At 64.6% G+C, this 18,638-nt stretch carries 25 protein-coding genes; 6 read left to right on the forward strand and 19 right to left on the reverse strand.

Going from position 1 to position 18,638, the window contains the following annotated elements; genetic code table 11:
* Position 1: 1 nt before the first annotated feature.
* The 9 genes from map to rpsH all read right to left on the reverse strand — a co-directional run bounded on the left by map (position 2) and on the right by rpsH (position 5,689).
* Entirely contained in the window at positions 2-799 is a 798-nt protein-coding gene (gene map / locus CH306_RS00860) for a type I methionyl aminopeptidase (protein WP_032397529.1), read from the reverse strand.
* A complete protein-coding gene (locus CH306_RS00865) occupies positions 799-1,353 on the reverse strand; it encodes an adenylate kinase (RefSeq protein WP_032397530.1) in 555 nt (184 codons plus the stop codon). Before CH306_RS00865 ends, map begins: the two co-directional genes overlap by 1 nt.
* On the reverse strand, positions 1,350-2,672 hold the full coding sequence (gene secY / locus CH306_RS00870; RefSeq protein WP_032397531.1) for a preprotein translocase subunit SecY: 1,323 nt from the start codon (positions 2,670-2,672) through the stop codon (positions 1,350-1,352). The genes CH306_RS00865 and secY overlap by 4 nt, the downstream gene beginning before the upstream one ends.
* 315 nt (positions 2,673-2,987) lie before the next feature.
* The gene (rplO, locus tag CH306_RS00875) at positions 2,988-3,431 is read right to left on the reverse strand and encodes a 50S ribosomal protein L15 (RefSeq protein WP_032397532.1); all 444 of its coding nucleotides are present in this window, start codon (positions 3,429-3,431) and stop codon (positions 2,988-2,990) included.
* 2 nt (positions 3,432-3,433) lie between these two features.
* Complete coding sequence (rpmD, locus tag CH306_RS00880) at positions 3,434-3,613, reverse strand: 50S ribosomal protein L30 (RefSeq protein WP_032397533.1); 180 nt, start codon at positions 3,611-3,613, stop codon at positions 3,434-3,436.
* A complete protein-coding gene (gene rpsE, locus CH306_RS00885; RefSeq protein WP_032397534.1) occupies positions 3,613-4,284 on the reverse strand; it encodes a 30S ribosomal protein S5 in 672 nt (223 codons plus the stop codon). Before rpsE ends, rpmD begins: the two co-directional genes overlap by 1 nt.
* 34 nt (positions 4,285-4,318) lie before the next feature.
* The gene (gene rplR / locus CH306_RS00890; protein WP_032365631.1) at positions 4,319-4,735 is read right to left on the reverse strand and encodes a 50S ribosomal protein L18; all 417 of its coding nucleotides are present in this window, start codon (positions 4,733-4,735) and stop codon (positions 4,319-4,321) included.
* A gap of 1 nt (position 4,736) precedes the next feature.
* Positions 4,737-5,276, reverse strand: a complete 540-nt coding sequence (rplF, locus tag CH306_RS00895; RefSeq protein WP_032397535.1) for a 50S ribosomal protein L6 — start codon at positions 5,274-5,276, stop codon at positions 4,737-4,739.
* Positions 5,277-5,290: 14 nt separating this feature from the next.
* On the reverse strand, positions 5,291-5,689 hold the full coding sequence (gene rpsH / locus CH306_RS00900) for a 30S ribosomal protein S8 (protein ID WP_008718266.1): 399 nt from the start codon (positions 5,687-5,689) through the stop codon (positions 5,291-5,293).
* Positions 5,690-6,084: 395 nt separating this feature from the next.
* On the opposite strand from rpsH, the gene CH306_RS00905 reads away from it, so the two are divergent.
* Complete coding sequence (locus CH306_RS00905; protein WP_094645381.1) at positions 6,085-7,452, forward strand: glutamine synthetase family protein; 1,368 nt, start codon at positions 6,085-6,087, stop codon at positions 7,450-7,452.
* A 1-nt stretch (position 7,453) separates the two neighbouring features.
* Positions 7,454-8,152, forward strand: coding sequence for a DUF6885 family protein (locus CH306_RS00910; protein ID WP_094645382.1), 699 nt, complete (start codon positions 7,454-7,456; stop codon positions 8,150-8,152).
* A 92-nt stretch (positions 8,153-8,244) separates the two neighbouring features.
* On the opposite strand, the gene CH306_RS00915 is transcribed toward CH306_RS00910, so the two are convergent.
* From CH306_RS00915 to rplN, 4 genes are read right to left on the reverse strand one after another with little or no spacing between them, the layout of a single operon-like run.
* Positions 8,245-8,430: a type Z 30S ribosomal protein S14 gene (locus CH306_RS00915; RefSeq protein WP_008718273.1), complete on the reverse strand. Its 186-nt coding sequence runs from the start codon at positions 8,428-8,430 to the stop codon at positions 8,245-8,247.
* Between the two features lie 4 nt (positions 8,431-8,434).
* A complete protein-coding gene (rplE, locus tag CH306_RS00920; RefSeq protein ID WP_008718275.1) occupies positions 8,435-9,007 on the reverse strand; it encodes a 50S ribosomal protein L5 in 573 nt (190 codons plus the stop codon).
* A 1-nt stretch (position 9,008) separates the two neighbouring features.
* Positions 9,009-9,326 carry a 50S ribosomal protein L24 gene (gene rplX, locus CH306_RS00925; RefSeq protein WP_032397537.1) on the reverse strand — a complete coding sequence of 106 codons (318 nt, stop codon included), beginning with the start codon at positions 9,324-9,326 and terminating at the stop codon, positions 9,009-9,011.
* Entirely contained in the window at positions 9,327-9,695 is a 369-nt protein-coding gene (gene rplN, locus CH306_RS00930; protein WP_032397538.1) for a 50S ribosomal protein L14, read from the reverse strand.
* A gap of 239 nt (positions 9,696-9,934) precedes the next feature.
* Here rplN and CH306_RS00935 point away from each other — a divergent pair, with 239 nt between their 5' ends.
* Genes CH306_RS00935 through CH306_RS00950 form a run of 4 tightly spaced genes read left to right on the forward strand, consistent with a single transcriptional unit; the run spans position 9,935 to position 16,121 of the window.
* The gene (locus tag CH306_RS00935; protein WP_094645383.1) at positions 9,935-10,972 is read left to right on the forward strand and encodes an endonuclease domain-containing protein; all 1,038 of its coding nucleotides are present in this window, start codon (positions 9,935-9,937) and stop codon (positions 10,970-10,972) included.
* Positions 10,969-11,613: a hypothetical protein gene (locus CH306_RS00940; protein ID WP_094645384.1), complete on the forward strand. Its 645-nt coding sequence runs from the start codon at positions 10,969-10,971 to the stop codon at positions 11,611-11,613. Before CH306_RS00935 ends, CH306_RS00940 begins: the two co-directional genes overlap by 4 nt.
* A 17-nt stretch (positions 11,614-11,630) precedes the next feature.
* Positions 11,631-14,756, forward strand: coding sequence for an ATP-binding protein (locus CH306_RS00945; RefSeq protein WP_094645468.1), 3,126 nt, complete (start codon positions 11,631-11,633; stop codon positions 14,754-14,756).
* Between the two features lie 27 nt (positions 14,757-14,783).
* Positions 14,784-16,121 (forward strand): AIM24 family protein, encoded by a 1,338-nt coding sequence (locus CH306_RS00950; protein WP_045195954.1) that lies wholly within the window; start codon positions 14,784-14,786, stop codon positions 16,119-16,121.
* Between the two features lie 63 nt (positions 16,122-16,184).
* Here the strand turns inward: CH306_RS00950 and rpsQ are convergent, their stop codons facing one another.
* Genes rpsQ through rpsS form a run of 6 tightly spaced genes read right to left on the reverse strand, consistent with a single transcriptional unit; the run spans position 16,185 to position 18,634 of the window.
* Complete coding sequence (gene rpsQ, locus CH306_RS00955) at positions 16,185-16,463, reverse strand: 30S ribosomal protein S17 (protein ID WP_032397542.1); 279 nt, start codon at positions 16,461-16,463, stop codon at positions 16,185-16,187.
* A complete protein-coding gene (gene rpmC, locus CH306_RS00960) occupies positions 16,460-16,705 on the reverse strand; it encodes a 50S ribosomal protein L29 (protein ID WP_027496314.1) in 246 nt (81 codons plus the stop codon). The genes rpsQ and rpmC overlap by 4 nt, the downstream gene beginning before the upstream one ends.
* Positions 16,705-17,121 (reverse strand): 50S ribosomal protein L16, encoded by a 417-nt coding sequence (gene rplP / locus CH306_RS00965; RefSeq protein WP_027496313.1) that lies wholly within the window; start codon positions 17,119-17,121, stop codon positions 16,705-16,707. The genes rpmC and rplP overlap by 1 nt, the downstream gene beginning before the upstream one ends.
* 3 nt (positions 17,122-17,124) lie before the next feature.
* Positions 17,125-17,934 carry a 30S ribosomal protein S3 gene (gene rpsC, locus CH306_RS00970; RefSeq protein ID WP_027496312.1) on the reverse strand — a complete coding sequence of 270 codons (810 nt, stop codon included), beginning with the start codon at positions 17,932-17,934 and terminating at the stop codon, positions 17,125-17,127.
* Positions 17,934-18,356, reverse strand: a complete 423-nt coding sequence (gene rplV / locus CH306_RS00975; RefSeq protein WP_037188319.1) for a 50S ribosomal protein L22 — start codon at positions 18,354-18,356, stop codon at positions 17,934-17,936. The genes rpsC and rplV overlap by 1 nt, the downstream gene beginning before the upstream one ends.
* On the reverse strand, positions 18,353-18,634 hold the full coding sequence (rpsS, locus tag CH306_RS00980; RefSeq protein WP_008718309.1) for a 30S ribosomal protein S19: 282 nt from the start codon (positions 18,632-18,634) through the stop codon (positions 18,353-18,355). Before rpsS ends, rplV begins: the two co-directional genes overlap by 4 nt.
* Positions 18,635-18,638 lie beyond the last annotated feature (4 nt).

Genomic DNA, 18,638 nt, shown 5'->3' on the forward strand with positions numbered 1-18,638 from the left:
CCTAGCTGGGTCGTAGTGTCAGGATCCGCGGCCCGTCCTCGGTGACGGCAACGGTGTGTTCCCAGTGCGCCGATCGGGATCCGTCGGTGGTCACGACCGTCCAGCCGTCGTCGAGAATGTCGGTGTCGTACGTGCCGAGGGTCAGCATGGGCTCGATTGCCAGAGTGGATCCGACGACCAACTCCGGTCCCTTACCCGGCGCACCCTCGTTCGCGAGGAACGGGTCCATGTGCATCTCACGACCGATGCCATGACCGCCGTATCCGTCGACGATCCCGTACTTGCGGCCGTGCGCCTGCTCGGCCGCGTGGGTTCCGGATTCGATGGCGTGCGAGACGTCGGTGAGCCGATTGCCGGGAAGCATCGCGGCGATACCTGCCTCCATCGACAGCCTCGTCGCCTCGCTCAGCATCGCATCGGCTTCGATGATGTCGCCGACACCGAATGTCCACGCCGAGTCTCCGTGCCAACCGTCGAGAACCGCCCCACAGTCGATGGACACCAGATCGCCTGCGACCAGGAGCTCGTCCGCCGACGGAATGCCGTGCACCACACGGTCGTTGACCGACGAACAGATACTGCCGGTGAAGCCGTGGTAACCGAGGAACGACGGCACCGCACCGGCGTCACGGATGACGGCCTCGGCAACTCTGTCGAGCTCGAGCGTCGAGACACCGGGAACCGCCGCTGCCCGCACTGCCACCAGAGCAGCGCCGACGACCGCGCCGGCCGCAGCCATGGCGTCGAGTTCGCCGGCACTGCGAAACGGCACGACCTTCCGTTTACGGCCGAATGCCATTACTTGCCGTGGTCCTCGATGGACTTCAGCGCGCGAGCGTTGACCTCGTCCACCTCACCGATCGCGTCGACCGTCACGAGTTGGCCCTCGTAGTAATCGAGCAGTGGCGCGGTCTCGTCCCGATACACCTTGAGTCGGTTCCGAATGACGTCTTCCTTGTCGTCCTCGCGTCCACGCGCGAGCATGCGTTCGACGACGACGTCCTCGTCGACGACGAACGAGAGTACGGCGTCGAGCTTCGCGTTCAGGTCCGCCAGGATGCCGACCAGTGCCTCGGCCTGACCCACCGAACGTGGGAAGCCGTCGAGCAGGAAGCCGTTCACGGCGTCGGGCTCGGAGAGGCGGCTGCGGACCATGTCGACGGTCAGCTCACTGGGAACGAGGTCGCCTGCATCGAGGTACTTCTTCGCCTCGAGTCCGAGCGGCGTCTTCTCACCGATGTTCGCGCGAAACAGGTCGCCGGTCGAGATGTGCGGAACGCCCAGCTTCTCGGACAGGAGGACGGCCTGGGTGCCTTTGCCGGCACCGGGGGGACCGAGCAGAACAAGTCTCACTTGAGGAACCCTTCGTAGTTACGCTGCATCAGCTGGCTTTCGATTTGCTTCACGGTATCCAGGCCGACGCTGACCATGATCAGCACGGCGGTGCCACCGAAGGGGAGGTTCTGTCCTCCACCCGAACTGCCGATATCGAGGAACAGGTTCGGGAGCACGGCGATGGTGCCCAGGTAGACCGCGCCCGGCAACGTGATGCGACTGAGGACGTAGTTCAGATAGTCGGCGGTCGGCTTGCCCGGACGAATGCCCGGGATGAACCCGCCGAACTTCTTCATCTCGTCGGCGCGCTCTTCGGGGTTGAACGTGATCGCCACGTAGAAGTACGTGAAGAACACGATCAGACCGAAGAAGATCGCGATGTACACCGGGTTGGCCGGGTTCACCAGGTACTCGTTGATGATGCGCTGCCACCAGCTCGGATCGACCGCGGTGCTGGCCGAGGTGAGCTGGGCGATCAGGTTGGGCAGATACAGCAGCGAGGACGCGAAGATCACCGGGATGACGCCGGCCTGGTTGACCTTGAGCGGAAGGTAGGTGGAGGAGCCGCCGTACATCTTTCGACCGACCATGCGCTTGGCGTACTGGACGGGAATTCGGCGCTGACCCTGCTCGACGAACACCACGCCGGTGATGATCAGGAACGCTGCGAAGCAGACGAATCCGAACACCAGCCCACCGCGGCTCTCGAGGATCGAGTTGCCCTCGGAGGGAATACGCGAGGCGATTCCGGCGAAGATGAGCAGCGACATTCCGTTGCCGACGCCGCGCTCGGTGATGACCTCACCGAACCACATCACGACGGCTGCACCTGCGGTCATGACGAGCACGATGATGACGAGGCCGAAGATGCTCTGGTCGGCGATGATGTCCTGCTGGCAACCCTGAAGAAGTTGGCCGCGGGAGGCGAGGGCCACCAGGCCGGTCGCCTGCAGGATGGCCAGCGCGATCGACAGATAACGCGTGTACTGCGTCATCTTGGCCTGCCCCGACTGTCCCTCCTTGCGGAGTTCCTCGAACTTCGGGATGACGACGGTGAGCAGCTGCACGATGATGCTGGCGGTGATGTACGGCATGATGCCGATCGCGAACACCGAGAGCTGGAGGAGCGCTCCACCGGAGAACAGGTTGATCAGCGAGTAGATGCCCGCCGAGTCTCCACCGGAGACCTGGTCGATGCATGCTCGGACATTGGCGTAGTCGACACCCGGCGACGGCAGCGTGGCACCGAAGCGATACAGGGCCACCAGACCGAGCGTGAAGAGGATCTTCCGTCTCAGGTCAGGAGTCCTGAGGGCCGACACGAAGGCGGAAAGCAAAGATCCTCCTGGCACGACTGCGTTGACGCTGCGAGTGCTTCGTCAGGAGCGCAACCGGCGCTCCTGTGAGCCTCACGAGCATGGACTGCAGGCGACATGCATCGCCCGCATCGAAACGAACTTCTGTGAACTCTAGAACTCTAACAGTGCGTATCGAACCGCCCGACGGTCAGTGTTGGACCCTGTCCGTTCGGTCGAGTACGGCACGTGGTGCCGAGGCAACGATGGCCGCAGCTCAGCTCCAAGAGCTGTGGCTGCGGCCATCGTCACGAACTGCTGCTCGATGCGCTGCTACTCAACGCATCGGAGCAATGCTCATACCTCGGTTGCAGAACCGCCGGCAGCGGCGATCTTTTCCTTGGCGGAGCCCGTGAACTTGTTGGCCGATATCTCGACCTTCACGGTCAGGTTTCCGTCGCCGAGAACCTTGACGGGCTCGTTCTTGCGAACGGCACCCTTGGCGATGAGCTCGGGGATACCGATCTGACCGCCCTCGGGGAACAGACGCTCGATGTCGCGCAGGTTCACGACCTGGAACACGACACGGTTGCGGTTGGTGAAGCCCTTGAGCTTCGGGAGCCGCATGTGAAGGGGCATCTGGCCACCCTCGAAGCGTGCCGGCACGTTCTTGCGTGCGCCGGTTCCCTTGGTACCGCGACCTGCGGTCTTGCCACGCTTGCCACCTTCACCACGGCCGACACGAATCTTCGTCGACTTGGATCCGGCTGCGGGGCGCAGGTGGTGCAGTTTGATGGTCATGGTTAGACCTCCTCAACGATTACGAGGTGGCGCACCGTGTTGACCAGTCCGCGGTTCTGCGGGTTGTCCTCGCGGACGACCGTCTGGCGGATGCCCTTGAGCCCGAGAGTACGCAGGCTGTCACGCTGGTTCGCCTTCTGGCCGATGGTGCTCTTGATCTGGGTGACCTTCAGCTGAGCCATTACTTCACCGCTCCTGCCTGTGCGCGTGCGCGCAGCATTCCGGCGGGTGCAACCTCTTCGAGGGTCAGGCCGCGGCGAGCCGCAACTTCCTCGGGACGCTGCAGACCCTTGAGGGCTGCGACGGTCGCGTGCACGACGTTGATGGCGTTGTCGCTACCGAGCGACTTCGACAGCACGTCGTGGACACCGGCGCACTCGAGCACGGCACGCACCGCGCCACCGGCGATGACGCCGGTACCGGCACTGGCCGGACGCAACATGACGACGCCTGCTGCGGCTTCGCCCTGGATGGGGTGCGTGATGGTGCCGGCGATCATCGGGACGCGGAAGAAGCTCTTGCGAGCCTCCTCGACACCCTTCTGGATGGCCGCGGGAACTTCCTTGGCCTTGCCGTAGCCGACGCCGACCAGTCCGTTGCCGTCACCGACGATGACGAGGGCGGTGAAGCTGAAGCGTCGACCACCCTTGACCACCTTGGAGACGCGGTTGATCGTGACGACCTTCTCGATGAAGTTCGACTTGTCCGCAGCGTTGCCGCCACGGCCGTTGTCACGACGGTCACGACCGCCACCGCGGTTGTCGCCGCGCTGGTTGTTGTCGCCACCTGCGTTGGGGCCACTGTTCTGTCCGGCGGGGCCGCTTCCGCCGTCACGCCGTTGACGTCCCGGCATCAGGCTGTCCTTCCGTTGTCAGTCATTGTCATCATCAGAACGTCAACCCGCCTTCACGGGCTGCGTCTGCGAGTGCCGCGATGCGGCCGCTGTAGTTGTTGCCGCCGCGGTCGAACACGACTGCCTCGACGCCTGCTGCCTTCGCGCGGCTGGCGATGAGCTCGCCGACCTTCGCACTGACGGCCTTCTTGTCGCCCTCGAGGGCGCGCACATCGGCTTCGATGCTCGACGCGCTGGCCAGCGTGTGGCCGGCGAGGTCGTCGATCAACTGCACGTGGATGTGACGCGAGGACCGGTTGACGACCAAGCGGGGACGCTCGGGCGTGCCGGAGATCTTCTTGCGAAGGCGGAAGTGACGACGTGCCTTCGACAGGCGACGCTTCGTCGAGACGTCGGTGCCACGCGGAGTGCGCTTGACGACGTTCGCCTTGTCTGCTGTTTGCTGGCTCATATCACTTACCCGTCTTTCCGACCTTGCGGCGGATCACTTCACCCTCGTAGCGGATGCCCTTGCCCTTGTACGGGTCCGGACGCCGCAGACGACGAATGTTGGCAGAGATCTGACCGACCTTCTGCTTGTCGATGCCGACAACGGTGAATCGCGTGGGCGACTCGACCGTGAACGTGATGCCCTCGGGTGCTTCGATCAGCACGGGATGGCTGTAACCGAGTGCGAACTCGAGGTCCTTGCCCTTGAGTACGACGCGGTAACCGACGCCGTGAATCTCCATCTTGTTGGTGTAACCGTTGGTGACACCGGTGATGAGGTTCGCGACGAGAGTGCGCGAGAGTCCGTGCAGTGCACGGCTCTTGCGCTCGTCATCGGGCCGGGTGACGGCGATGGTGCCGTCGTCGGCGCGAGCGATCTGGATGGGCTCGGCGACCGTCAGGCTCAGGGCACCCTTGGGGCCCTTGACCGCAACGTTCTGGCCGTCGATGGTGATATCGACTCCAGCGGGGACCGGTACCGGCAATTTTCCAATACGTGACATGGTGGTGGCCTCCCCTACCAGACGTAGGCGAGGACTTCTCCGCCCACACCCTGCTTGGCCGCCTGACGCTCCGTGAGCAGACCTGTGGACGTGGAGATGATCGCCACGCCCAGGCCGCCGAGAACCTTGGGCAGATTGGTGGATTTTGCGTATACCCGGAGACCGGGCTTGGAGACGCGTCGCACGCCGGCGAGGCTGCGCTCACGGCTCGGGCCGTACTTCAGATCGACGATGAGGGTCTTGCCCACCTCGGCGTCTTCCGTGCGGTAGTCGGAGATGTAGCCCTCGCGCTTGAGGATCTCGGCGATGTTCGCCTTGAGCTTCGAGTGGGGAAGCTTCACCTCGTCGTGGTACGCCGAATTGGCGTTGCGCAGACGGGTCAAGAAGTCTGCAATTGGATCGGTCATCGTCATGGTGTGACCTGTGCACCTTTCTCGCAGCGGTTCCCATGCAGCACGCGCGAGCTGGTGCCCCTGGATTCTTGAAAACCCGGCGGGCCTGGCTCGTCACATCGTGGGCCTACAACGAAGTGAACATGTCCTGACCGACTGTTGCCGGTCAGGGGTTGCGCTCCAAGCAATGCATCGCTGCACTGCCAGGTGTTTCGAGCTTCCGCATTTCGATGCTGACGTGCGGAGAACTCGAGGTTGCGTTTCCATTGCAAGGACTCGCGTGCAGGCACGACGAAGCCCGGGCAACCGCTCTAGTGTAGGCATCGCGCACCCGAAGACCAAATCGCCTTACCATTGCGCGACGGCTCGGGTCCAGTCGGACACCCCGGCGTCCACTTCTTCGCTAACGTCGGACCATGACGGACTCGAAGGCAGTCGACATCGATCACCTCACCCACACTCTGCGTGACCGCACCATCGCCGGGGTGACGATCGGGTGGGTCGACAACAACGGCATCGTCCGATCACGCACCGTGCCCACCGCAGAACTGACCGCCGTCGCACGTCGCGGCGTAGGAGTCACCGCGGTGTTCGCGGTGTTCGATTCACACGACGGGATCACCTTCGCTCACGAGGGACTGTCGACGCCGTCCGGCGATGTTCGGTTGATTCCGGTGATCGACGACGCGTCGAGCGTGGTTCCACTTGCCGGCCAACCGGGGCTTGCCTGGGTACACGGCAGGCAGCTCTCCGCGGACGGCTCTCCCTGGCCCTACGACCAACGCGCTGTTCTCGAGCGGCAGGTGCAGAAGGCGTCCGATGCCGGTTTCGAGGTGCGGGCCGGATTCGAGATCGAGTTCGCCCTGACCCGGGAATCGGACGGACTGTCCGCCCATCGAGGACCTGCCTACTCCGCCAACGCGCTCCGCGATGTCGACGAATTCGTCGTATCGCTGCTGCACGCCCTGTCTGCGAACGGTGTGAGCATCGGTCAGATTCATGCCGAGTACGGCATGTCCCAGATCGAGATCGCGCTCGCGCCACTCGATCCCCTTGCTGCAGCCGATGCGCAAGTTCTCGCGCGGCAGACGATCCACTCTGCCGCCAAAGCTCACGGCCTGCGGGCGAGCTTCGCTCCCCTGCCCGCGTCCAGCAGTGCAGGCAACGGATGGCACCTGCACACGTCACTGGTTCGCGACGGGCACAACGCTCTCACCGGAGACGGAGAGCATGGATTGTCGGAGACCGGGCAGTCGTACATCGCGGGCCTGGTTCGAGAGCTGCCGGGACTCACTGCCGTCACCGCACCGAGTTCGGGATCCTTGCTCCGACGTCGACCCGGATACTGGGCCGGTGCCTTCGGGTTCTGGGGCGTCGAGAACCGCGAAGCGGCAGTACGGCTCATACCCGGTTCTGCCCTACTCGGTCCCGATCACACCAACGTCGAGTTGAAGGCGTGCGACGCTTCCGCCAACCCCTATCTGGCGCTTGCCGTCACCATCGCGGCCGGCATGTCGGGAGTGGCCGATTCGGCGACGTTGTCGCCACCGGTTCAGGCGGATGTGGGCGGCTGGGACGACGCCCGTCGCGACGCCGCCGGTATCTCCCCACTCGCGACGACCCATGCCCAACAACGGGAGAACCTACTGTCGTCGGCGCTGGTCGCAGACGTGTTGGGCGAAGACCTTCTGGGCGCGTTCGTTGCCTGCCGGGACGCCGATGCAGCGTGGGCGGAGAGCCACACCGAGGACGAACTGCTCGAATCACTGCGCTGGATCTACTGACATGTTGCGACAGTTCCCCGGCGTCGGCGCAATCGTCTCTGCCCTCAACAGCGCTCTGCCGCAACCGGATCAGCTCTGCGGACCGTTCTCGGCATCGATAGCGTCGACGGCCGTCGTGGGCGACGACGCACCGGACGTGACTGCACTCGCGATCGCATCGGGATCCGCGATCTGGCCGGGCGAGACCGTCGCGGCCCGTCCGCCCGGAACGCCCCGGATCACCGACGGGTGGGATTGCCTACCGAGGGCCGCATCGATCGATGCGGCCGGGACCACAGCGTCAGGTCTTGCGACGGGCATCGAGACGGCGACCGAAGGACGCGTCGTGGTGGTTCCGATCGTGGGCCCCGGTTCCGACGGGCTCCGCCTGCTCCTGACCCGCCTGGCCGACGTGCAGTTCCGGTTCGGCCTGATTGCGAATGTGCACACCGAGAACCTGACCGAATTCAATTGGAGCGTAGGACATTTCGTGACCGTCCTGGGAATGGACACAGTCGAGGACGCGGTTGCGATTGCCGATACCTATCGAGAGCTCGGAGTCGCGGGCATGCCGGCCGGATGTCGAACCGTTCCCACCGACACTCTCGCGTCTGCGATGTCCGAACGTGGCCTGCTCCTTCTCGTCGACAACGACGACCGTTCTGCCGCACTGGATCTGACTCGGTCACTCGATCTACGAAACGACGTGTGGTCGGTCTGAGACGGGATGCCCGAGCAAACGCGAAATGGGCGTGGGTTCCTTTCGGAACCCACGCCCATCAGCGTGGTGTGGTGAAGCCCGGAGGCCTCAGATCACCAGGAGCTCTTGCGAACTCCGGGAAGCTCTCCGGCGTGTGCCATCTCGCGCACGCAGATACGGCAGAGGCCGAACTTGCGGAACACGGAATGGGGACGGCCGCAGCGGTTGCAGCGAGTGTATGCACGCACCGCGAACTTCGGCTTCTTGTTGGCCTTGTTGACCAATGCCTTCTTCGCCATGGACTCAGTTCTCCTTGAACGGGAAGCCGAGGTGCTTGAGCAGCGCGCGGCCTTCTTCGTTGTTGGTTGCGGTGGTTACTACGGTGATGTCCATGCCGCGCGGACGATCGATCTTGTCCACGTCGATCTCGTGGAACATCGACTGCTCGTTGAGGCCGAACGTGTAGTTTCCGTTGCCGTCGAACTGCGTGCCCGAGAGGCCGCGGAAGTCCCTGATTCGGGGAAGGGCAATGGAGACCAGACGGTCGAGGAACTCCCACATGCGGTCTCCACGGAGGGTGACGCGTGCGCCGATGGGCATTCCTTCGCGCAGCTTGAACTGTGCGATGGACTTGCGTGCCTTGCGGATCTCCGGCTTCTGGCCGGTGATGGCAGCGAGGTCGGCAACTGCACCGTTGATCAGCTTGGCGTCACGGGCGGCGTCGCCGACACCCATGTTGACGACGACCTTGACGATGCCGGGGATCTGCATGACGTTCTCGTATGCAAATTCGGTGTTCAGGGCGTCTTTGATCTCGGCGCGGTAGCGCGCCTTGAGGCGGGGCTGTTCGCCCGCGATGTTTTCGGTGGTAGTCATCTCAGATGTCCTTCCCGTTCTTCCGGGAAACACGAACGCGCTTGCCGGTTTCTTCGTCGGTCCGGTAGCCCACGCGAGTGGGGTTGCCGTCCGAGTCGACCACTGCGACGTTCGATACGTGGATCGGGGCTTCCTGGGTGACGATTCCACCCGAGGATGCGCCGCGCTGGTTGGCGGAGACCGCAGTGTGCTTCTTGATGCGGTTCACACCCTCGACCAGAACCTTGGAGTCAGCGGGGTAGGCCTGAATGACCTTGCCCTTGGCACCCTTGTCCTTGCCTGCGATCACGAGAACGGTGTCGCCCTTGTGCACCTTCATTTACAGCACCTCCGGGGCGAGCGAGACGATCTTCATGAACTTCTTCTCACGCAGCTCACGGCCGACCGGGCCGAAGATACGAGTTCCACGGGGATCGTTGTCCGGCTTGATCAGCACCGCAGCGTTCTCGTCGAAACGGATGTACGAGCCATCCGGACGGCGACGCTCCTTGATGGTGCGGACGATGACGGCCTTGACGACCTCACCCTTCTTGATGTTTCCACCGGGAATGGCGTCCTTCACCGTAGCTACGATGATGTCGCCGATTCCGGCGTAGCGACGTGACGAACCACCGAGAACGCGGATGCAAAGGATTTCCTTCGCGCCCGTGTTATCAGCGACGCGTACTCGCGACTCCTGCTGAATCACTAACTTCTCCTTGACCTGGATGTACGTACGTGCCGGATTTCCGTCCCGACACGCGCGGTCGGCTGCTGGGTACGGGCACACGAAGGCACACCGATGCCACAGGCAACCGGTCAAGTGTAGGGGAACGGGTCCCCGGCATCCAAATCGTCGTCACCGGGCCACCCGCCGTCACCTGCGCCCTTCGGGGCAATCGGTACGGTTCTGGGGATGGGACATCTTCGGATCGACGGGGCGCGGCGATGACGTCGGAGCGCGACGACACCGCGTGGTGGTCGAGTCTGCCCCTGGACCGGGTCGTGCGCATCCACGGGGTCACCGAGCGTGATCTCGCCGAATCCGTGAACCCTCTACCGGTGGACGCACCTGCGATCGTGTTCTTCGCGATCGATCCCACGACGGCCGATCGTGCCGTCGATCTCGTCGATGCAGTGGTCACGGAACTCGAGAACGCCGCCGTCGATTCGGTTCCGCTGTGGCTCACCGACTTCGACCATCACTCCGGCTCGTCGTCGTTGGATCGACGCGCTGCTCGCGTCGCCGCCGCTCGGCTCGGTGCCGACACCGCACACTTCGGCCCCTACGTCGGGGCTCTGGCAAACGCAGCCGTCGCGGGGAGTGCGCCGCGTCGAGCCGCATTCACCGTCGAAACTCGCGCAGCAGGCTCGACCCGAATACTTGCCTCGGCTCGTCGAAGAAGCCTTGCTGCGCTCGTGTTGGTCGTGCCGGCCGGAACGGATGCCGGAGTCGTCGGGACAGCTGCGGAATGGCTGTGCACGCACGCCGGTGCAGCGGTGTGGGTGACGGGCGACGGGGCGTCGAACATGGACCGGTTCCGGTCCGTGGCGGTACACGCGCCCGCCGTGCCCGCTGGGGTCGAGACCGTGGTCGATCGGTTCCGACCCCTGAGCTATCCGCCGATCGCGGGACATCCGCACCCGGCCAGCGATCCGGAGAAGCGCTTGTATCGAGCGCTGGACGTGCACGACTGGGCTGCGGGGCGGGAGCACAATCGTTCGATCCGGCTCGGCGAACTCGGCCGACCGTTCACGGTCGACGTACTGTGGCGCACCGAGAAGATCGTCGTGGAAATCGACGGCAACGAGCACCGCGCCGTCGACCGCTTCGCCGATGACCGCGTGCGCGACAACCAACTGCAGACACACGGCTACATGGTGTTGCGCTTCACCAACGCTCAGGTGATCGACGATCCGCAACGTGCGGTAGCTACCATCCGCGAGGCAGTATCGAGAAGACGATCGAAGGGGGATCCTCGATGAGTACCGAAGACCTGAACGGGACCGAGGCGGCAGTGCTGCTGGTCCTGATGGCCGAGGCAAGCCCGGTCAAGAACTCCGAACTCAAAGCGATGGGCCCCGAGCTCGCGAGGGCGTCCCGCGACAAGCTGAAGAACGCCGGTCTCGTCGAAGTGAATTCGTCCGTGCGCCCGATGACTCTCGAACTCACCGACAAGGGATGGCGGATCTGCGGCGAACTCATCGGCGGAGAACCACCGGCTCGATCGACCGGCGCGGGCAAGGCAATGTTCACCGTGTTGGCGGGGTTGCGACGGTGGCTCGATCGCACCGACGCCCGCCCGGCGGATGTGTTCTCGCCGCGAACAGAGGAGCCTGAACCCGTCGAGAAGACCGACACGACAGTCGACATCGAAGCCTCGATTCGCGCGGCCTACGCCGGGCTCGCCCGCGAACCCGGCAGCACCGTCCGACTGTCCAGATTGCGAAACGAATTGCGCGACATACCCAGAACCGATCTGGACGACGCTCTCGCGCGCCTGCGTCGCGCCCCGGACGTCTCGTTGATACCGGAGGAAAATCAGAAGACGCTGACCGACGAGGAGCGCGCCGCGGCCGTCGTCGTCGGAAATCAGCAGAACCACCTTCTCTCGATCGAACCATGATGGGCGTTGAGTCGACGATGACGGACAGCGAGCAGATCCGAGCTCTCGAATCGGTGCGGCTGAGTTGGGCACCGACACCCGACGACGTGTGGCGTTCTCAGTCGAACGTGCACGTACCGGGGATGCACGAACGCGTGTTCCTCGAGGTGATGAACGCGTACGACGACGCGGACGCCTCCGACGACGCGAGTCCGCTCGGAGTCGTCGTGCGCGGCCCGGCCGGTTCGGGCAAGACGCACCTGCTCGGCCAGGTGCGAGAAGAAGTACAGCTCAAGGGCGGGTACTTCTTCCTGATCAGGTTGCTCGACGCCGCCGGATTCTGGCGTTCGACGCTGATGGGGATGCTCGACGACCTGATGCGTCCGTCCGGCCGCGGATCGGACAGCCAGCTCGGGCTGTTGCTTCGACGGCTCTGCGAGATCGGCGACATCGCCGAGGATCAGCGCGCGAAGATCATGGGCGAGAGCATGATCGACGCGGATACGCTCAACGATTTCGTCACCGCGGTGTACAAGGTTCACCCGCGCCATCGACGGACGTCGCAGCACACGCTGCGCGCGCTCGTGCTGTCCATCGCCCCCGATTCGGCCGTTCAGGATCTGGGCGACGCCTACCTGCAGTCGATCGACGACGTCGATCCCGACGAGTTCTCGGCCTGGGGCATCCGCCGGGCCGAGCTCGGCCATCAGGGCATCGCCGAGAACATCTCGCGTCTGCTCGCCATCACCGGTCCGACCATCCTCGCGATCGATCAGATCGACACGCTCGTGGCGCAGTCTCGTACCGGATCGGATCAGGAGTTCGCCGACGCGCAGGAAGACAAGGTCGTCGAACAGCTCGCACACGGCTTGATGTCGCTGCGCGAGACCCTCCCCCGGACTGCCTCGGTGCTCTCCGCGCTGTCGAGCGCTTGGGAACTGATTGCCGCACGCGGAGTCGCGCCGATGCGTGACCGCTTCCGAGTCACCCAGTCGCTCAAGCCGATTCCCTCCTCGGACATCGGTCGCCTGCTACTCGGACGACGGCTGGCCGCGTGCTTCCTCGAGGCCGGGTTCACGCCACCGCACCCGACGTGGCCGGTCGCGCCCGACGCGTTCGAGCAGGCCCCGGATTTCACTCCGCGCCAGCTTCTCATCGCCGTCGATCGGCACATCAGGCACTGCCTCGACACCGGGGTCGCGTCGGAGTTGGAGAGCTTCACCGACAGATCCGGTCCTACCGATGCGCCCGACCTGCCCACGGCGCGGGTCAACGAACTCGATGCGCTCGACGATCGCTACGAGCAACTTCGTGGACAGGTCGACGTCTCCGTTCCGTTGCGACCCGACAGCGAGGACTCGATCGTTCCCGCACTGTTGTCCGCGGGTCTGACGGCGTGGATTCACGAGCATCAGTCGTCCGACGACAGCCTGGCCCAGGATCCGCCGCCGAGTGGCAAGCCGGCGCTGCACGCCCGCCTGCGTCACACCGTCGACACCGACACCGACGACGAAGAGCACTGGTGCTTCCGCGCCGTGACGTCCGGCAACGCGCGGGCCGCGTTGGCCCGGGTCGAGCGGGCCGTGACGACGGCGGGCCTGCGCGTCGACATGCCGAGGCGACGGCTGATCCTGATCAGGAACGACCCGTGGCCGAACGGCGCGAAAACCGAGCAGACGATCGCGGCCCTGCACCGCGCCGGTGGCGTCGTGGTGCCGCTCGGGGACGAGGACCGCAGGGCGCTGGCGGCGTTGTCGATCCTGTTGGCCGAGAACTCCCCCGCGCTCACGTCCTGGTTGCTCGCACGCAAGCCGGCGCACGATGTCGAATTGTTCTCTGCGGTGCTGCCTGCAGTCAGTGTCGTGGACGACGACACCGCCCTCATCGAACCGGAAGCGACACCCTCCGTACCGGAGTCGTCGACGAGCCGAAAGCCGTCCATCGTCGTCGGTGCCGAGGTCAGCACCGGTGCCGATGTCGCCATTCCACTCGAGGCGCTGCGCAAGCACACGGCGATCTTCGCGGGATCCGGCTCGGGAAAGACCGTTCTGATTCGCCGGCTGGTGGAAGAATGTGCCCTACAAGGTGTTTCGGCGATCGTGCTGGACGTCAACAACGACCTGGCTCGGCTGGGCACCGCGTGGCCCGAGGACGAGAGGACGTGGCCACCGGGTGACGAGGCCAAGGCAACGGCGTACCTTCGCGACACCGACGTCGTGGTGTGGACCCCGCGCAAGTCGGCCGGCCGGCCGCTTAGCTTCCAGCCGCTACCCGACTTCGCCAGTGTCGTCGGCGACGCGGACGAGTTCGAGGCCTCCATCGAGTCCGCTTTGGCCTCGCTCGAACCGGCCGCAGGTGTACTCGGGACGTCACAGAAGGCGAAACACGGTCGGGCCGTGCTGAAATCGGCCCTCGACCAGTTCGGTCGTCGTTCGCGGGGCGGGGATCTGTCCGACTTCATCGACCTGTTGGAAGAATTCCCCGAGGACGCGAGCGAAATGCGCGATGCGGTACGCATCGCTGCCGGACTGGCCGAGAATCTCAAGGCCGCCGCCGCGAACGATCCGATGTTCGCAGGCGCGGGCACGCCGGTCGACCCAGCTGTGCTGCTGACGCCGGCCGAGGGCAAGAAGGCTCGGGTATCGGTGATCAACCTCGCGGGGCTGACCACCGACGAGCAGAAGCAGAGTTTCGTCAATCAACTCCAGATGGGGTTGTTCGCCTGGATCAAGAAGAATCCGGCGGGCGACCGGCCACTCGGGGGGTTGTTCGTGATGGACGAGGCGCAGAATTTCGCACCCTCCGACCGGAGCACAGCGGCAACGCACAGCACCCTGGCCCTGGCGTCGCAGGCCAGAAAGTACGGACTGGGACTGGTGTTCGCCACGCAATCCCCGAAGGGCCTGCACAACCGCATCGCAGGCAATGCGTCCACGCAGTTCTACGGTCTGCTCAACAGTCCATCGCAGGTCGACGCAGCCAAGGAGATGGCGCGGGTGAAGGGTGGCTCGGTTCCCGATGTCGGACGCCTGCCCGCCGGTCAGTTCTACGCGGCTGTGGAAGGCGCCGAATTCCGACGCACCGCCACTCCCCTGTGCCTGTCCTACCATCCGAAGAGTCCGCCGACCGAGGAACAGGTCATCGAGCTGGCGCGACAGCCCTGACGCCATGACAGTGGCACACTGGGTTCGGTGAAAACCCTCGCTCGCGGGGAGAACTGCCCCGCTCCGGCCGGTCCTCTGACGGTCACGCTCACGGCATCGACCTCGGTGGACGTCTCCGCGCTGCTGCTGGGTCCGAACGGTCGGGTGCGTTCGGACGCGGACCTGGTGTTCTACAACCAGCCCTCCGCCTCGGGCGTCGAGTATCGCCGCACCCCCACCGGTCACCTGCTGATGTTCGACGCCGCTGCCGTCCCCGCCGGCGTCGACACCGTGGCCGTGGCTGCGTCCCTCGACGGAACGGGACCCGCGACGTTCGCGGCCGCGGGCCCGACTGCGGTGACGGTGTCCGATGCGTCGGACACAGCACTGGTCGGCTTCACTGCCGATGCACTCGGCGACGAGAGCGCACTGGTGTGTCTGGAGTTCTATCGGCGCGGCGAGCAGTGGAAGATCCGCGCCGTCGGCCAGGGATACGCCGATGGCCTGGCCGGTTTGGCCACGGCGTTCGGCATCAGCATCGACGAGGACGACCCGACGCCCGACCCGACGGCCTCCGTCGAGCAACCTCTCCGTCCCACGCAGTCACCTGCGTCGTCCACCGATTCATCAGCCCCTCGAGGAGTTCTGGCCATGAGAAGTGAACTGTTCGCGCCCGCTCACGCCGAGGTTCCCGGTTCGGGTATCCAGAAGCAGGGCAGCAAGATGTGCCGCATCGGGATGAACGGCGAGGTGATGGCCCGGGCCGGTTCGATGGTGGCGTATCAGGGCAATCTGCAGTTCGAGGCGAAGGGGTCCGGTGGGATCGGCCGGGCTCTGAAACAGGCGCTCTCGGGTGAGGGTGTTCCTCTGATGAAGGTCACCGGTCAGGGCGACCTCTTTCTCGCCAACGCCGCTCAGGACGTTCATCTCATCGACCTGGACGGCACGGACGGGTTGACCATCAACGGTGCCAATGTGCTGGCTTTCGAGAGTTCGCTGAGCTACGACATCAAGCGGGTGCAGGGTGCCGCGGCAGGCGGCAATGCCGGTTTCTTCAACTGCGTGTTCTCCGGACGCGGCCGGATTGCCATCACCACGGACGGGGTTCCGGTGGTGCTGAACGTCGACCAGCCGACCTTCGCGGATCCACAGGCTGCGGTCGCGTGGTCGTCGTCCTTGCAGACGAGAGTCAAGAAGAACGATTCGTTCGGACTCGGCACGCTGATCGGTCGAACGACGGGTGAGCGCTTCACCCTCGAGTTCTCGGGTCAGGGATTCGTCGTGGTTCAGCCATCGGAGCAGCCGCCGGGTGGCCTGGTCGGTGGCAGCGGCAGCGGGGAGCAGGCCGGGGTCGGCGGCGCGCTCGGAGGATTGCTGGGCAGGTAGGGCCGCACACCGGAACGCAAAATGCCCGCTCCCAGGAAGGGAGCGGGCATTTGTGTGCAGGTACTACTTGGCCTTTTCGAGAACCTCGACCAGTCGCCAGTGCTTCGTGGCGGACAGCGGGCGGGTCTCCATGAGCTGAACGCGATCGCCTACGCCGGCGTCGCCCTTCTCGTCATGTGCCTTGACCTTGGTGGTACGACGGATGATCTTGCTGTAGAGGGGGTGCTTGACCCTGTCCTCGAGCTCGACCACGATCGTCTTCTCCATCTTGTCGGATACGACGTAGCCGATCCGGACCTTACGGTTGTTGCGCTCTTCAGTCACAGTCTTTTCCTCGCTCATGCCGCGTCACCTGCAGTGTCCTCGGAAGGACCAGATGCCAAGCCGAGCTCACGCTCGCGCAGGACGGTGTAGATGCGCGCGATCTCGTGACGGACGGTGCGCAGTCGACGGTTGTTGTCCAACTGGCCGGTAGCCATCTGGAAACGAAGGTTGAACAGCTCTTCCTTCGACTCACGCAGCTTGGTGACCAGCTCTTCACCGGTGAGCTCGCGGAGCTCTGCGGCTGGGGTTCCGGTAGCCATCAGAACTGCTCCTCCCTGGTGATGATGCGTGCCTTGATGGGCAGCTTGTGGATGGCGCGAGTCAGTGCCTCACGCGCGATGGTCTCGTCGGGGTACGACAGCTCGAAGAGCACACGACCCGGCTTGACGTTCGCGATCCACCACTCGGGCGAACCCTTACCGGAACCCATGCGGGTCTCGGCAGGCTTCTTGGTGAGCGGGCGGTCCGGGAAGATGTTGATCCAGACCTTGCCGCCACGCTTGATGTGGCGAGTGATCGCGATACGAGCGGACTCGATCTGACGGTTGGTGATGTAGGCGGGCTCGAGAGCCTGGATGCCGTAATCACCGAATGTCACCTGAGTTCCGCCCTTGGCGGCACCCGAACGCTTCGGGTGGTGCTGCTTGCGGTGCTTGACCCGGCGGGGGATCAACATGCGTCAGCCCTCCTGAGTGGGCTCGGTCGAGGCCGGAGCCTCGGTTGCGGATGCCGCGCGGCCTGCCTCGGTGCTGGTCGCTGTGGTGCCCGAGGCACCGCTGCGACGCGGACGAGTGGGACGCTCACGACGGGGACGGTCTGCACCGGCGGCCGGAGCCGCAGCGGCGGCGAGTTCACGCCGACCGCCGACGATGTCGCCCTTGTAGATCCAGACCTTCACGCCGATACGGCCGAAGGTGGTCTTGGCCTCGTACAGCCCGTAGTCGATGTCGGCACGGAGCGTGTGCAGGGGAACGCGTCCCTCGCGGTAGAACTCCGAGCGAGACATTTCAGCGCCACCGAGACGGCCGGAGCACTGAACACGAATGCCCTTGACGTTGGGCTGACGCATGGCCGACTGGATGGCCTTGCGCATTGCCCGACGGAATGCGACGCGGTTGCTGAGCTGCTCGGCAACACCCTGAGCCACGAGCTGAGCTTCGGACTCGGCGTTCTTGACCTCGAGGATGTTGAGCTGAACCTGCTTGCCGGTCAGCTTCTCGAGAGCTCCGCGGATACGGTCGGCCTCGGCGCCACGGCGACCGATGACGATGCCCGGGCGTGCCGTGTGGATGTCCACGCGAACACGGTCACGGGTGCGCTCGATCTCGACCTTCGCGATGCCTGCGCGCTCCATGCCGGTGGCAAGAAGCTTGCGGATCTCGACGTCTTCCTTGACGTACTCCGAGTACTGCTTGTCTGCGTACCAACGCGACTTCCAGTCAGTGGTGATACCCAAGCGGAAGCCGTGCGGGTTGATTTTCTGACCCACTACTGAGCCCCTTCCTTGGACGCCTGGCCCTTACGACGGTTACGAGACGTTCCGCCGGTCTTGGGCAGGCTTTCGACGATCACCGTGATGTGGCTGGTGCGCTTGCGGATCCGGAATGCCCGGCCCTGAGCGCGCGGCTGGAATCGCTTGAGGGTTGCACCCTCGTCGACGAATGCAGTGGCGACGATCAGTGTGCTGGGATCGAGATCCAGGTTGTTCTCGGCGTTGGCCGCTGCGGACGCGATCACCTTGGCGACCGGCTCGCTCGCTGCCTGCGGCGCGAACTTGAGGATGTTGAGCGCGTCCTCGACGGAGCGCCCGCGAACCAGATCCACGACGCGACGTGCCTTCATCGGCGTGACGCGAACGTGCTTCGCTACGGCCTTGGCAGTCGGATTGGCGGTGGGGGTGAAGTTGGTCATCGCCTCTTCGCCTTCCGGTCGTCCTTGATGTGACCCTTGAACGTGCGGGTCGGTGCGAACTCCCCGAGCTTGTGGCCGACCATGGAGTCGGACACGAACACCGGTACGTGCTTGCGACCGTCGTGGACGGCGAAAGTGTGACCGATGAAGTCGGGCAGGATTGTCGATCGACGGGACCAGGTCTTGATGACCTGCTTGGTTCCCTTGTCGTTCTGGACGTCAACCTTCGCGAGGAGGTGATCGTCTACGAACGGGCCTTTCTTCAGGCTGCGTGGCATTCTG

Source organism: Rhodococcus sp. 15-725-2-2b, from assembly GCF_002259075.1.
Taxonomy (GTDB): domain Bacteria; phylum Actinomycetota; class Actinomycetes; order Mycobacteriales; family Mycobacteriaceae; genus Rhodococcoides.

Bases quoted from the DNA above. Each gene is read 5' to 3' on its own strand.
- map (WP_032397529.1), bottom strand. From the start codon at position 799: ATGGCATTCGGCCGTAAACGGAAGGTCGTGCCGTTTCGCAGTGCCGGC.
- rplO (WP_032397532.1), bottom strand. From the start codon at position 3,431: ATGACCATCAAACTGCACCACCTGCGCCCCGCAGCCGGATCCAAGTCG.
- rpmD (WP_032397533.1), bottom strand. From the start codon at position 3,613: ATGGCTCAGCTGAAGGTCACCCAGATCAAGAGCACCATCGGCCAGAAG.
- rpsE (WP_032397534.1), bottom strand. From the start codon at position 4,284: ATGCCGGGACGTCAACGGCGTGACGGCGGAAGCGGCCCCGCCGGACAG.
- rplR (WP_032365631.1), bottom strand. From the start codon at position 4,735: ATGAGCCAGCAAACAGCAGACAAGGCGAACGTCGTCAAGCGCACTCCG.
- rplF (WP_032397535.1), bottom strand. From the start codon at position 5,276: ATGTCACGTATTGGAAAATTGCCGGTACCGGTCCCCGCTGGAGTCGAT.
- rpsH (WP_008718266.1), bottom strand. From the start codon at position 5,689: ATGACGATGACCGATCCAATTGCAGACTTCTTGACCCGTCTGCGCAAC.
- CH306_RS00905 (WP_094645381.1), top strand. From the start codon at position 6,085: ATGACGGACTCGAAGGCAGTCGACATCGATCACCTCACCCACACTCTG.
- CH306_RS00910 (WP_094645382.1), top strand. From the start codon at position 7,454: ATGTTGCGACAGTTCCCCGGCGTCGGCGCAATCGTCTCTGCCCTCAAC.
- CH306_RS00915 (WP_008718273.1), bottom strand. From the start codon at position 8,430: ATGGCGAAGAAGGCATTGGTCAACAAGGCCAACAAGAAGCCGAAGTTC.
- rplE (WP_008718275.1), bottom strand. From the start codon at position 9,007: ATGACTACCACCGAAAACATCGCGGGCGAACAGCCCCGCCTCAAGGCG.
- rplX (WP_032397537.1), bottom strand. From the start codon at position 9,326: ATGAAGGTGCACAAGGGCGACACCGTTCTCGTGATCGCAGGCAAGGAC.
- CH306_RS00935 (WP_094645383.1), top strand. From the start codon at position 9,935: ATGACGTCGGAGCGCGACGACACCGCGTGGTGGTCGAGTCTGCCCCTG.
- CH306_RS00940 (WP_094645384.1), top strand. From the start codon at position 10,969: ATGAGTACCGAAGACCTGAACGGGACCGAGGCGGCAGTGCTGCTGGTC.
- CH306_RS00945 (WP_094645468.1), top strand. From the start codon at position 11,631: ATGACGGACAGCGAGCAGATCCGAGCTCTCGAATCGGTGCGGCTGAGT.
- rpsQ (WP_032397542.1), bottom strand. From the start codon at position 16,463: ATGAGCGAGGAAAAGACTGTGACTGAAGAGCGCAACAACCGTAAGGTC.
- rpmC (WP_027496314.1), bottom strand. From the start codon at position 16,705: ATGGCTACCGGAACCCCAGCCGCAGAGCTCCGCGAGCTCACCGGTGAA.
- rplP (WP_027496313.1), bottom strand. From the start codon at position 17,121: ATGTTGATCCCCCGCCGGGTCAAGCACCGCAAGCAGCACCACCCGAAG.
- rplV (WP_037188319.1), bottom strand. From the start codon at position 18,356: ATGACCAACTTCACCCCCACCGCCAATCCGACTGCCAAGGCCGTAGCG.
- rpsS (WP_008718309.1), bottom strand. From the start codon at position 18,634: ATGCCACGCAGCCTGAAGAAAGGCCCGTTCGTAGACGATCACCTCCTC.